Source organism: Methylocapsa polymorpha, from assembly GCF_045689225.1.
Classification (GTDB): domain Bacteria; phylum Pseudomonadota; class Alphaproteobacteria; order Rhizobiales; family Beijerinckiaceae; genus Methylocapsa; species Methylocapsa polymorpha.
In genome coordinates this window covers 3,877,656-3,890,035 of the sequence record NZ_CP136862.1, presented here as the reverse complement: position 1 = coordinate 3,890,035, position 12,380 = coordinate 3,877,656, and the positions used below count along the sequence as shown (strand labels likewise).

The 12,380-nt window shown below is 62.1% G+C and carries 11 protein-coding genes; 3 read left to right on the top strand and 8 right to left on the bottom strand.

Translation table 11 applies throughout. The features are described from left to right. Positions 1-91: 91 nt before the first annotated feature. From rpsA to RZS28_RS17860, 8 genes are all read right to left on the bottom strand, one after another. Positions 92-1,864 carry a 30S ribosomal protein S1 gene (gene rpsA, locus RZS28_RS17895; protein WP_407339077.1) on the bottom strand — a complete coding sequence of 591 codons (1,773 nt, stop codon included), beginning with the start codon at positions 1,862-1,864 and terminating at the stop codon, positions 92-94. 361 nt (positions 1,865-2,225) lie between these two features. Continuing rightward, positions 2,226-2,501 (bottom strand): hypothetical protein, encoded by a 276-nt coding sequence (locus RZS28_RS17890; protein ID WP_407339076.1) that lies wholly within the window; start codon positions 2,499-2,501, stop codon positions 2,226-2,228. A gap of 80 nt (positions 2,502-2,581) precedes the next feature. Next, positions 2,582-2,908 (bottom strand): rhodanese-like domain-containing protein, encoded by a 327-nt coding sequence (locus tag RZS28_RS17885; RefSeq protein ID WP_407339075.1) that lies wholly within the window; start codon positions 2,906-2,908, stop codon positions 2,582-2,584. Between the two features lie 127 nt (positions 2,909-3,035). Continuing rightward, positions 3,036-3,653 (bottom strand): molybdenum cofactor guanylyltransferase MobA, encoded by a 618-nt coding sequence (gene mobA / locus RZS28_RS17880; RefSeq protein WP_407339074.1) that lies wholly within the window; start codon positions 3,651-3,653, stop codon positions 3,036-3,038. After that, entirely contained in the window at positions 3,646-4,545 is a 900-nt protein-coding gene (locus RZS28_RS17875; RefSeq protein ID WP_407339073.1) for a formate dehydrogenase accessory sulfurtransferase FdhD, read from the bottom strand. The genes mobA and RZS28_RS17875 overlap by 8 nt, the downstream gene beginning before the upstream one ends. A gap of 40 nt (positions 4,546-4,585) precedes the next feature. Next, positions 4,586-7,354 carry a formate dehydrogenase subunit alpha gene (gene fdhF, locus RZS28_RS17870; protein WP_407339072.1) on the bottom strand — a complete coding sequence of 923 codons (2,769 nt, stop codon included), beginning with the start codon at positions 7,352-7,354 and terminating at the stop codon, positions 4,586-4,588. Continuing rightward, positions 7,351-9,063: an NADH-ubiquinone oxidoreductase-F iron-sulfur binding region domain-containing protein gene (locus tag RZS28_RS17865; protein WP_407339071.1), complete on the bottom strand. Its 1,713-nt coding sequence runs from the start codon at positions 9,061-9,063 to the stop codon at positions 7,351-7,353. The genes fdhF and RZS28_RS17865 overlap by 4 nt, the downstream gene beginning before the upstream one ends. Positions 9,064-9,173: 110 nt before the next feature. Further along, entirely contained in the window at positions 9,174-10,004 is an 831-nt protein-coding gene (locus RZS28_RS17860; protein WP_407339070.1) for a hypothetical protein, read from the bottom strand. A gap of 282 nt (positions 10,005-10,286) precedes the next feature. Here RZS28_RS17860 and RZS28_RS17855 point away from each other — a divergent pair, with 282 nt between their 5' ends. The 3 genes from RZS28_RS17855 to rlmH all read left to right on the top strand — a co-directional run bounded on the left by RZS28_RS17855 (position 10,287) and on the right by rlmH (position 12,361). Then, on the top strand, positions 10,287-11,171 hold the full coding sequence (locus RZS28_RS17855; protein WP_407339068.1) for a TIGR01459 family HAD-type hydrolase: 885 nt from the start codon (positions 10,287-10,289) through the stop codon (positions 11,169-11,171). 180 nt (positions 11,172-11,351) lie between these two features. After that, complete coding sequence (gene rsfS / locus RZS28_RS17850; protein WP_407341164.1) at positions 11,352-11,765, top strand: ribosome silencing factor; 414 nt, start codon at positions 11,352-11,354, stop codon at positions 11,763-11,765. 122 nt (positions 11,766-11,887) lie between these two features. Then, the gene (gene rlmH / locus RZS28_RS17845) at positions 11,888-12,361 is read left to right on the top strand and encodes a 23S rRNA (pseudouridine(1915)-N(3))-methyltransferase RlmH (protein ID WP_407339067.1); all 474 of its coding nucleotides are present in this window, start codon (positions 11,888-11,890) and stop codon (positions 12,359-12,361) included. The last annotated feature ends 19 nt before the right edge of the window (positions 12,362-12,380 follow it).

Genomic DNA, 12,380 nt, shown 5'->3' with positions numbered 1-12,380 from the left:
CCCGCGCGGAACTGACCCGCGCGGGCATGAAGATTAATGGGCCGCGTTCAGAGCATGTCAGCTCTCCAGGCGCGGCCTGGCTTTTAAAGCCTTATTCGTCGTCGGCCGGGGCCTTGCCGCCTTTCTTGGGCGCCTCCTCGCGCGCCTTCAGCGCGGCGCCAAGAATGTCGCCAAGCGAGGCGCCGGAATCGGCGGAGCCATATTGCGCGATGGCCTCCTTCTCCTCGGCGACTTCCAGCGCCTTGATCGAGACCGAAACCTTACGGGCGCGGCGGTCGAACAGGGTGATCCTCGCGTCGACCTTCTCGCCCACGGCGAAGCGCTCGGGCCGCTGATCGGCGCGATCCCTCGCAAGCTCATTGCGCTTGATGAAGGCGGTGAACTCGGTGCCGACGATCCGCACCTCAAGGCCGCCATCCTTCACTTCGAGGATTTCGCAGGTGACGACCGATCCTTTCTTGAGCTCGGCGGCGCCTTCCTCACCGGGCTTCGCAGCATCGGCCGGCTTCGCCGCGAAAGGATCGACGCCAAGCTGCTTGACGCCGAGCGAGATGCGCTCTTTTTCAATATCGACGTCAAGCACCTTCGCCTTGACGATATCGCCCTTCTTGTAATCCTCGATGACCTGTTCGCCGGGCTTGTTCCAGTCGAGGTCCGAGAGATGGACCATGCCGTCGACATCGCCGTCGAGACCGATGAACAAGCCGAACTCGGTCTTGTTCTTGACCTCGCCCGAAACTTCCGAGCCAACCGGATATTTTTCGGCGAAGGCTTCCCAAGGGTTCGCCAGCGTCTGCTTGAGCCCGAGAGAGATGCGGCGCTTGACCGGATCGACTTCGAGGACCTGAACATCGACCTCCTGGCTCGTCGCGACGATCTTGCCCGGATGGACGTTCTTCTTGGTCCAGGACATTTCCGAGACATGGATCAGGCCTTCGATGCCGGGCTCGAGCTCGACGAAGGCGCCGTAGTCGGTGATGTTCGTGACCCGGCCGCGGAACCGCGCATTGACCGGATATTTCGCCTCGATGCCCTGCCACGGATCTTCGAGCAATTGCTTCATGCCGAGCGAAATGCGGTGCGTCTCGTGATTGATCTTGATGATCTTCACGCGGACGGTCTGGCCGATCGTCAGCACCTCGGTCGGATGATTGACCCTGCGCCAGGCGATATCGGTGACGTGCAAAAGCCCGTCTATGCCGCCGAGATCGACGAAGGCGCCGTAATCGGTGATGTTCTTCACCATGCCCTCGATCACCTGGCCTTCCTCGAGGTTGGCGACGATCTCATGGCGCTGCTCGGCGCGGGATTCTTCGAGCACGGTGCGGCGGGAGACGACGATATTGCCGCGGCGCCGGTCCATTTTCAGGATCTGGAAGGGCTGCGGCACCTGCATCAGCGGGGTCACGTCGCGGATCGGGCGAATATCGACCTGGCTGCGCGGCAGAAAGGCCACGGCGCCGTCGAGATCGACGGTGAAGCCGCCCTTGACCTGGTTGAAGATGACGCCTTCGACCTTTTCCTGGTTCTCGAACGCCTTTTCGAGCTTGACCCAGCTCTCCTCGCGGCGCGCCTTGTCGCGCGAGATGACGGCTTCGCCGAGCGCGTTCTCGATCCGCTCGAGATAGACCTCGACCTCATCGCCGACATTGAGCTTGCCCTCGCGCCCGGGGCCCTGGAACTCCTTGAGAGGAACGCGCCCCTCGGTCTTCAAACCGAGATCGATGACGGCGACGTCTTTTTCGATCGCGACGACGATGCCCTTGACGACCGAGCCCTCGAAGGCCTCGTTCTGGCCGTAGCTCTCGTCGAGAAGCGCCGCGAAATCGTCGCGCGAGGGCGCGTAGGTGGAAGCTGATGCCATTTGGTCTCCTGGATGCCCTAACAAATCTGGGCGGCGCCGGCGGTTTTAGGTTGGTTTGCGCTTCTCCTCCGCCGGCGTCCATCGGCAATGCGACAGGACCACCGCTTAAAGCGGGCCGGCGCTGGGACGGCGGGAAGAAACAGGGTCGAACGGTCTATTTAGCAAGGGGGAGGCGTGGCGGCAAGGGCGCGGCGCGGAATATTGGCGCGGCTTCGCTGCGATGTTCGTGCGCGCTGAACCCTGCTTGAGGTGCTGGCGCCTTGCGATTTGCCGCGCTCCAAGTAGACCTTATGAATTACTTGTACATTTGCTTGGGGGATAAACTATTGCCTATTCCAGATTGCACCGGCGCCGAGCCTCGCTATTTCGCAAAAATCCTGACCAGCGAGACGAGAGCGCCCAAAATCACGACGGTCTGAAAGCCGATCGCGCCGACGACCCATTTCAGAATGTCAGCTTTCGCTTCAGCAAGATCGGCTCTTGTTGCGAGATTGATGATGTCGGCCTTGGTTGCGAGGTTATCTTGAGATGCCTCGCCCAAGGCTTCGGCGAGCGCCTCGGCTTGCTCAGTCGTGAAATGGCCTTTGTCCCGCAAGGTGCGAGATAGGCGAAGCGTGTCGAAAAGAATGGCGCTCATCGGCGCAATATGGAGCTAGGATCGTCAAAAGTCTATCAACGCCGCGCCCCTCGGTCTTCCCGCGCCGGGCGAGCGAGAGGCTATCGCTCGACCTTCTCGCCGGCCTTCGCCCAGCCGTCGAAGCCGCCCGGATAATGGGCGCGGACATCGTCGCGGCCGGCCGCTTGGGCGAGCTCCAAAGCCTTGAGCGAACGCCCGCCGGCCCGGCAGGAGAGAACCACGCGCTTGCCGGGCTCTTGCGGCGGCAGGGCCTTGGGATCGAATTTTTGCAAAGGGTTGAGCGTCGCGCCGGGAATGCGGCCGGCGGCGAATTCATTCGGCTCGCGCACGTCGACGAGGAGGATCGAGCCATCGGCCAGTCCCTGCTTCAATTCGTCTATGCTCACATTTTCCACTTTTGCGGCCATGATTGCTTCCGTGATATGTTGGCGCTTACGCTGATCATGGCGTAACGCAATTATGATGCCTTCGTAGAGCCCGTTTTCAATAAAATCCATATTTTTGTAATGAGGCGGCGCCATTCATGCGGGGTCTTTACTCTTGCTTGGCCGCGATTGCTTCCGCCGCTGCGAGATCGCCGGGTTCATTCGCATTGAAGAACGGATCATATGGCGCAACGGGCCAGTCAGCGTAGGCGACGCGGTAGCGCGCGGTAAATCCATCGATCTTGCGCAGGTCCTCTTCGACAAGCGCATGGCGCAGGTCTTGTCTTATGCCGACGGGCCAGAGCGCAATCACCGGGTGGGTCCCGCCGCCCGAACTCGCGACGGCGATCTCGGCGCCTTTCTGCGCCCGCGCGTCTCGGAGCCGCGCGACGAGATCGCGCGGCAGGAATGGCGTATCGGTCGGCGCGCTCACCACGAAAGCTACGTCCGGGCGATGCGCGGCGATCCAATCGAGGCCGACGAGAATGCCCGCAAGCGGCCCCTTGAACCCCGGCACGTCGTCGGCCACGACAGGCAGGCCGAATTCAGCGAGCCGCGCCGGGTCGCCATTGGCGTTCAGGACGAGCCCGGCGCATTGCGGCTGAAGCGCGGCGATGACGCGGGCGAGAATAGGTTTGCCGCCGATGGCGCGCAGCGCCTTGTCGCCGCCGCCCATGCGCCGCGCGAGACCGCCGGCGAGCAGCACCCCGAAACATGGCTCAGTCATCGGCGCTCGCGCCTTTGCGATGCGTCCGCCCGGATTCATCGGCCACATAGGCGAGATCCTGATCGAAGACGATCCTGTCTTCGCCCGAGAGCGCAACGAAGCGTTTGCCGCGCGCGCGGCCGATCAAGGTCAGCCCGGTCCTGCGCGCGAGCTCGACGCCTGACGCGGTAAAGCCCGACCGCGAGACGAGAATAGGAATGCCCATGCGCACGGTCTTGATCACCATTTCCGAGGTCAGCCGTCCAGTCGTATAGAAGATCTTATTTGCGGGATCGGCTTTGTTGACGAACATCCAGCCCGCAATCTTATCGACGGCGTTATGGCGCCCGACATCCTCCATATAGACGAGCGGGCGGTCGGCCTCGCACAAGACGCAACCGTGAATGGCGCCGGCCTCGAGATAGAGCGAAGGCGTAAGATTTATCGCATGGGTCAGGCGGTAGAGCCAGGAGGTGCGAAGCTCCGCCGCCGGCAGCTTGACCTCCTCGATCGCCTCCATGAGATCGCCGAAAGTCGTGCCCTGCGCGCAGCCCGACGTCAATGTGCGCTTTTTCATCTTGTCTTCGTAATTCGTGCGCCGCTTCGTGCGCACGACGACGACATCGAGCTCTTCGTCGAAATCTGCGCCGGTGACTTCATCGTCCTTGCGCAGCATCATCTGGTTCAAGAGATAGCCGATGCCGAGCAGAGCCGGATGATCGCCGATGGTCATCATCGTCACGATCTCCTGCGCGTTGAGATAAAGCGTCAAGGCTTTCTCAGTGACAACGCGCGTCGTGACGCGCGCTCCGGTTTGATCGACGCCTTCGACTTCGCGGCTCAACCGCGGATCAGCCGGGTCGGGGCGTATCAGATAGCTCGAAAGGATGTCCGACTGAGCGAAATCATCCATGATTGCAGCGCCCCTCGCCTTCTGGAGAGACGGAATTGGCTTACTCCGCCGCCTCGCGCGCTTCGGCCCTCGTCACTTTAACGGCGCAGAACTTGAACTCGGGGATTTTTCCGAACGGGTCCAGGGCCGGATTGGTGAGCAGGTTCGCCGCCGCCTCCGCATAGCAGAACGGCATGAACACCATATTCTCCGGCACGTCGCGATCGGAGCGGGCCTTGATCTCGATCGCGCCGCGCCTTGTCTCGAGCTTGATGAAATCGCCGGGCCATAAATTGAGACGGCGCAGATCCTTCGGCGACAGGAAGGCGACGGCCTCCGGCTCCAATGTATCCAGCACATTGGCGCGCCGCGTCATCGAGCCGGTGTGCCAATGTTCGAGCAGGCGGCCAGTCGAGAGCACCATTGGATATTCGTCGTCAGGCAGCTCGTCCGGCGGCACGACATTGGCCGGGACAATTCTGCCGCGCCCGGACTCCGTCGGAAAGCCGGTCGTGAAGATGATCTCATTGCCGGGCGCATCGGCGGAGTCGACCGGATAGGTGACCGCGCCTTCGCGCTCGACCCGCTCCCAGGTGATGTTCGCCAGGGACGGCATCAGGCTGGCCATCTCATCAAAGACCTCGGCGGGTCCCGGATAGCTCCAATCGAGCCCCATGCGCTTCGCGATCTCCTGGATGATCCAGAGGTCTTGGCGGGCGTCGCCAGGAGGCGCCACGACCGGCCGGGCGATCTGGACGCGGCGGTCGGTGTTGGTGAACGTCCCAAGCTTTTCAGCGAAGGCCGAAGCCGGCAGGATCACATCGGCGTGGAATGCGGTCTCGGTGACGAAAAGATCCTGCACGACGAGATGGTCGAGCTTGGCGAACGCCGCGCGCGCATGCTGCAGGTCGGGATCCGACATCGCCGGATTTTCACCCTCGATATACATGCCGGTGATCTCGCCGGCGTGGATGGCGTTCATGATCTCGACGACGGTCAGGCCGCGTTCCGGATCGAGTGATTTATGCCAAAGATGCTCGAAAGGCTCGCGCAGATCGGTTCGGCCGACGGGCTGATAGTCCGGCAGGAACATTGGAATAAGGCCCGCGTCAGAAGCGCCTTGCACATTGTTCTGGCCGCGAAGCGGATGCAGGCCTGTGCCGGGGCGGCCGATCTGGCCGGTGACCAGCGCAAGCGCGATGAGGCAGCGCGAATTGTCCGTGCCATGAATATGCTGGCTGATTCCCATGCCCCAGAAAATGATCGAGGATTTGGCCTTGGCGTAAAGCCGCGCCACCTCGCGCAAGGTCTCGGCGGGAATCCCGCAGATAGGCGCCATTTTTTCCGGCGTGAAATCGACGATCCGCGCCTTCAACTCCTCGAAGCCCTCGGTATAGCCGGCGACATATTGCTCGTCGGTCAGGCCTTCGGTGATGATCGTGTTCAGCATGGCGTTCAGCATGGCGACGTCGCTGCCCGGCTTGAACGCGAGATGCTTATAGGCGTGGCGGGACAGAGTCTGCCGGCGCGGATCCATGATGATGAGCTTGGCGCCATTCTTCGCGGCGTTCTTGATGAAGGTCGCGGCGACCGGATGATTGATCGTCGGATTGGCGCCGATCACGATAATGACCTCGGCTTCAAGCGCCGCCGAGAAGGGCGCGGAGACGGCGCCCGAGTTCAGGCCTTCCATCAAGGCCGCCACGGAGGAGGCGTGGCAGAGCCGGGTGCAATGATCGACATTATTCGAGCCGAAACCGGTGCGAACCAGCTTCTGGAAGAGATAGGCTTCCTCGTTCGAGCCCTTGGCCGAACCGAAGCCGGCGAGAGCCCTCACGCCTTTCTCGTCGCGTATCTTGACGAGCCCCTGCGCGGCGACGTCGAGCGCCTCATCCCATGAGGCTTCACGGAAATGAGTGAAGGGATTGGCGGGGTCGACCTGATCGTTCGCATCCTTCTTCGCATTTGGAAGCCGGATCAGCGGCTTCGTCAATCGATGCGGATGATGAATATAGTCGAAGCCAAACCGGCCCTTGACGCAGAGCCGGTTTTGGTTCGCCGGGCCGTCGCGGCCTTCGGCGTAGATGATCTGCTCATCCTTGACCTGATAGGTCACTTGGCAGCCGACGCCGCAGAAAGGACAAAGCGAATCGACCTTCTTGTCCGCATAGACCACCCGGGTCTGATGCTCGTCGAGGAGCGCCGCCGGCATGAGCGCGCCGGTCGGGCAGGCCTGGACGCATTCGCCGCAGGCGACGCAAGTGGATTCGCCCATAGGATCGTCGAAGTCGAAGACAATTTTTGCGTCATGGTTGCGATAGGCCATGCCGATCACATCATTGACCTGCACTTCGCGGCAGCCGCGCAGGCAGAGGCCGCATTGGATGCAGGCGTCGAGATTGACGCGCATGGCCGGGTGGCTCGCGTCGCCGATCCAGCGCGGCGCAGCGGGGAACCGGCTCTCGCTGACCTCGACCCGGTCGGCCCAATGCCAGAATTTTGAATCCGGATCGTGCGAGGTCGCGCGCGCCGGCTGGTCCGCGACGAGAAGCTCGATGACCATCTTGCGCGCCTTCTCGGCTCGCTCGGTCGCCGTCTTCACTTTCATGCCGATCGCCGGCTTGCGCTGGCACGAGGCGGCGAGCACGCGCTCGCCCTCGATCTCGACCATGCAGGCGCGGCAATTGCCGTCGGCGCGATATCCCGGCTCGGGCGAATAGCAGAGATGCGGAATCTCGGTCCCCATCCGCTTGGCGACCTGCCAGATGGATTCGCCGGGGCCTGCCTCGACTTGCCGCCCGTCGAGCTCAAAACTGATCTTGTCGGTCATTCGGCTGCTCCCTTGGGCGCGAATTCTTCCGGAAAGAATTTGATGACGGTCGTCAGTGGATTCGAGGCCGCCTGACCGAGCCCGCAGATCGACGCGTCGCGCATGACCTGGCTCAGCTCGCCGAGCAGATCGCGGTCCCAGTCGCGCGCCTCCATGAGCGCGGCGGCCTTTTGCGTGCCGACCCGGCACGGCGTGCATTGGCCGCAGCTTTCGTCCTCGAAAAAGCGCATGAGGTTCAACGCCGCGGCTTTGATGTCGTCTTGCTGCGAGAGGACGATCACGGCCGCCGAACCAATGAAGCAGCCGTATTTTTCAAGCGTCCCGAAATCAAGCGGGATATTGTCCATCGACGCCGGCAATATGCCGCCCGACGCGCCTCCGGGCAGATAGGCGCGAAACTCATGGCCCTCCGCCATGCCGCCGCAGAATTCTTCGATCAGCTCGCGGATCGTTACCCCGGCGGGCGCGAGTTTTACGCCGGGCGATTTCACCCGACCGGATACGGAGTAACTGCGCAGACCATGCCGATCGTTGCGGCCCTGGCTCGTCCACCAGGCGGCGCCCTTCTCGACGATGTCGCGAACCCAGAACACGGTCTCGACATTGTTGATGAGCGTGGCGCGGCCAAACAGCCCGACCTGAAACGGATAAGGCGGCTTGTGGCGCGGCAGGCCGCGCTTGCCCTCGAGGCTTTCGAGCATCGAGGATTCTTCGCCGCAGATATAGGCGCCGGCCCCGCGCCGCAGGTGGATCACGGGACCGCCCGGCGGCAATTTGGCGATCTCCCGCTGCAGAATGGCGCGGGCCGCCGGATATTCGTCGCGTAAATAAATATAGATTTCCGCCGCTTCGACGACATGCGCGCCGATCAAGGCGCCTTCGAGGAAGCGATGGGGGTCAGTTTCTAGATAGAAACGATCCTTGAAAGTGCCAGGCTCGCCTTCGTCACCATTGATCGCCATCAGCCGGGGGCCGGGCTCGCCGAGCACCGAGCGCCACTTGCGCGCGGTGGGGAAACCGGCGCCGCCAAGGCCCCGCAGGCTTGCGCCTTCGAGCGCTTGCAGAAGCTGCTCGGTGGAAAGATCGCCGGACCGCACGCGTTCAAGAAGCCTGTAGCCGCCCTTCGCGACATAATCATCGTAGCCGACGTAATCAGGCAAATGCGGATGCGTGTCGCCTTGCTCCGCCGCCGCGATGACGGTCGAAGGAGTCGCGTGATCGACAAAATGATGCCCAACCTCGGCCACAGGCGCCGTGTCGCAGCGGCCGACGCAAGGGGCGCGGACGACGCGGACATGAGGGCCGGCGCCAGCGCGCACCGCATGAAGGAGCTTTTCAGCGCCAAACAAGGCGCAGGTGAGGGAATCGCAAACCCTTATGGTCAGCGGCGGAACCGGCGGATCGTTTTCCTTCACGACGTCGAAATGCGCGTAGAAAGTCGCGGTTTCAAAGACTTCGGCGAAGGACAGCTTCATCGCGTCGGCGAGCGCCGCGAGATGGGCGGCGGAGATCTGGTGATATGTATCCTGGATCAGATGCAAATGTTCGATCAGAAGATCGCGCTGGCGGGAGCGGTCGCCGAGGAGTTTTTCGATCTCCTCTTGCGCCAAGGGATCGATCTGACGCCCTTTCGGAATTGATTTTGCGCGCCTGATACCTTCGCCGGGGTGGTCAAAGCGATGAACAGTCTGATGATTGGCGCCTGCCATGCGAAGCTATTTCCTTAACCCTGAGACTTGAAGGTTCAAGCTTTGATTATGTCGGGCGACAAATATAGGCAAGGCCGTCCGCCGCCTCAAGCAAAAGACCAGCCATCGGCTCAGAAACGATACCAGACGCCGACAAGAGGTCCAAGCTCGCGTCCGGAATTGACGCCGGCGACTGTAATAAAGCCGCCAATTTGCAGCGACCATTGCGGCGACAGATCATAGACCGCGCTGGGTTGCAGCTTGTGCCAGGAATTATGTCTGAAACCGCCGCCTGAACCATTCGAGATCGAGCTGAAGCTCTGCAATAAAACGAGAAGTTGCGGCGTCGGCCGCAGGCCCAATGTAAGATCGACGAGAAATTCGCCCGGCTGTTTCCCCGCATAGAAGCGATAGCCCGCCTGCGCCTCGGCGAAACCAGTCATTTCGCCAATTTCGAAATTGCGCCCGGCCAGGAAGCGGAGATCGAGCGCCGCGGCGCGGCGCGGCTGGAAGGGTTCGAGCGTATCGTTGAGGGAGGCGCCGGGCGTGCGCAGCCCGGCTTCAAAAGATATGGCCGCCATGTCCGACCGGTAGAGGCCGATCCTCGCGCCGATTTCGCTCTGGCCCAGCCCTTCATAGGAGGCCGCGGGCGGCGGCTGCCTGATGCGATCATAAGCCGGCGCGGCGATCAGGGTCAGCCAATCCGTCAGGCCATATTCGAGATAGCCGCCAAGCTCGAACTTGTCATAGGAAGGCACCGGAATCAGATGTCCCTGCGCATCAAAGGCGCGGGTGGAGCCGGAGAAGGCCGTTGACGCTATTATCTGACCAGCGCCCGGAGGCATGAGCCAGGCGCCGGCCCAGACGCTCCCTTGGCGCGCGTCGATGACGAGGCCAGCGGCAAAAGTAAAGGCGCAAATGCGAACAAGGGCCGAGATGCGGAAAAGACGCAAGATACCCAACGTAACGCCCTTCCCACGCGAGCAGGCGAAGCGGCGCAATTGGCGCGCAGCCTATAGGTCCGTTACTGCTCCGCTTGCGTCACATTCGAGCCATATTCGGCGCCTCCGAATCAAAATCAATTGAGTGATGCTTATTAATAATCGTTGGATCTTATTTGCCACACTGATTGTTCGCCGCGCGAGCCGGTTGCTTGACAGTCAATATCTTCGCGCCTAGAGCGCGCCGGCGGAAGCACGTTTGCACATCGTCTAGGAAGCGCTCCATAAGGACGACCCCCAGGATTGCCTCGACTTATTCGTGGATTGGCCGAGCTCGCCGACGGCTATGACGTCGTTTTGAGCGACGTCTGGGGTGTGCTCCACAATGGCGCCGCCTATTTCAAAAAAGCCGCCGAAGCGCTTGAACGCTTTCGCGCCAAGGGCGGCGCGGTCGTGCTCATCACCAATTCGCCGAACCCGAGCCGGATCGTGCGCGCGCATCTCGACAGTCTCGGCGTCCCTCGCGAAGCCTATGACGCAATCGTCTCATCCGGAGACGTCACGGTCGCCTTGCTCATCGAACGCGCCGCCGACGCTCTGTTCCATGTGGGTCCAGCCTGGGAGACCGCGCTTTTCGAGGAGGTCTTGGCCTTGACCGGGAAAAAGCTGCGCCTCGCGCCGCTCGACCAGGCGGGCTTCGTCCTTTGCAGCGGACTTACCCACCCCGCGCGGGAAACGCCGGCGGATTATGACGCGAGTCTCGCCCGAATGCGCGATCGCGGCCTCGATTTCATTTGCGCCAACCCTGACATCGTGGTCCAGGATGGCGAAGACCTCGTATATTGCGCAGGCGCAATCGCCGAACGCTATGCCGCGATCGGCGGCAAGGTGATCCAGGCCGGCAAGCCCTTTCCGCCGATCTATGAACGAGCGCTGGCGCGCGCGACCGAACTGCGTGGGGGTGAACTCGCCCAGGCCCGCGTCCTCGCGATTGGGGACGCGATGCGGACGGACATCAAAGGGGCTTGCGACCAGGGTCTCGCCAGCCTTTTCGTGACCTCGGGGATTCATCGCGAAGAGCTGCATGGGGCCGGGGAAGACGCCGCTCTCGACGCCGCGGCTTTGCGGCAGTTCGCCGAAGGGGCGGGTTTCGCGCCGACGGCGGCAATCACCGAACTTGCCTGGTAGGAGGCGTCGAGGCCGATAAAGAAGCCTCGGCCAGCAAGTCTTGCGAACAACAGCAGATAGTGGGTCAGTTTCTAAGAAATTTCAAACCAACCCATTACCCGCAATTGAAATCTCGCCGATTCGGCGCCATCTTGATGGGGTGTCCGGTCATCAACCCGGCGCCCATAGAGGATCGAAACGCTGATACCCACGATTTATGGAGGAGCTGCCCCTAAGCCGCTCCACTCGGTCGAAGCTCCGGCGGAGCCAGAGACCGGTTCACTCGTGCGGACTATCTTGACGAGTCTCGATGATTCCAAAGCGGAAGACATCGTCTCCATCGACCTGCACGGCAAAACAAGTTTGGCCGATTCCATGATCATCGCGACAGGCCGCTCCAACATTCATGTCGGAGCGATCGCCGACCGCGTCATCAAGGCTTTCAAGGCAAACAGCGCGACCACGCCCCGCGTCGAAGGGTTGCAGAATTGCGACTGGGTTCTGGTCGATGGGGGCGACGTCATCGTCCACATCTTCAAGCCTGAGGTCAGGCAATTCTACAATCTCGAAAAAATGTGGGGCATGGACCGGCCCGGCGAACGCCGCGCAGGTTAAGGCGTCGGCTTCGTCTCGACGAGGCGTCCGCTGTTTGGCTGCGGGCGCTTGGCGCGCGCGTTCATTCCGTAAAGCCCAAGATTCTCTAAAGCCAGAGAGAGCGCTTTTCGCCGATGCGACTTATGCTTGTGTCCGTCGGCCGGGCGAAGGCGGGACCCGAGCGCGATCTCGCCGCGCGTTATATCGAGCGCGCCGCGGCGGCTGGCCGCGCCATCGGTTTTTCCGCGATCGATCTGCGCGAGCTTGACGAGAGCCGCGCCCGCCGCGCCGAGGATCGCAAGGAGGAAGAGGCCAAGACCGTTCGCGCTTTGCTTGGGCCAGGCTGCAGCGTGATCGCGCTTGACGAGGCCGGCAAGCTTATGTCGAGCCGCGCGTTCGCGGGCGATCTCGGCAGGAGGCGCGACGAGGGCGCAGCCGCCTTGGCCCTCGTCATCGGCGGGCCGGACGGCTTGGCGCGAAGCTTCTGCGCTTCGGCTTCCCTGGTCCTATCGTTTGGGCCGATGACCTTCCCGCATCAGCTCGCCCGCATCATGGCGGCCGAGCAAATCTACAGGGCCGTGACAATTCTCTCGGGCCACCCGTATCACCGCGATTAATTCCGCCGCGGCGCCGCCT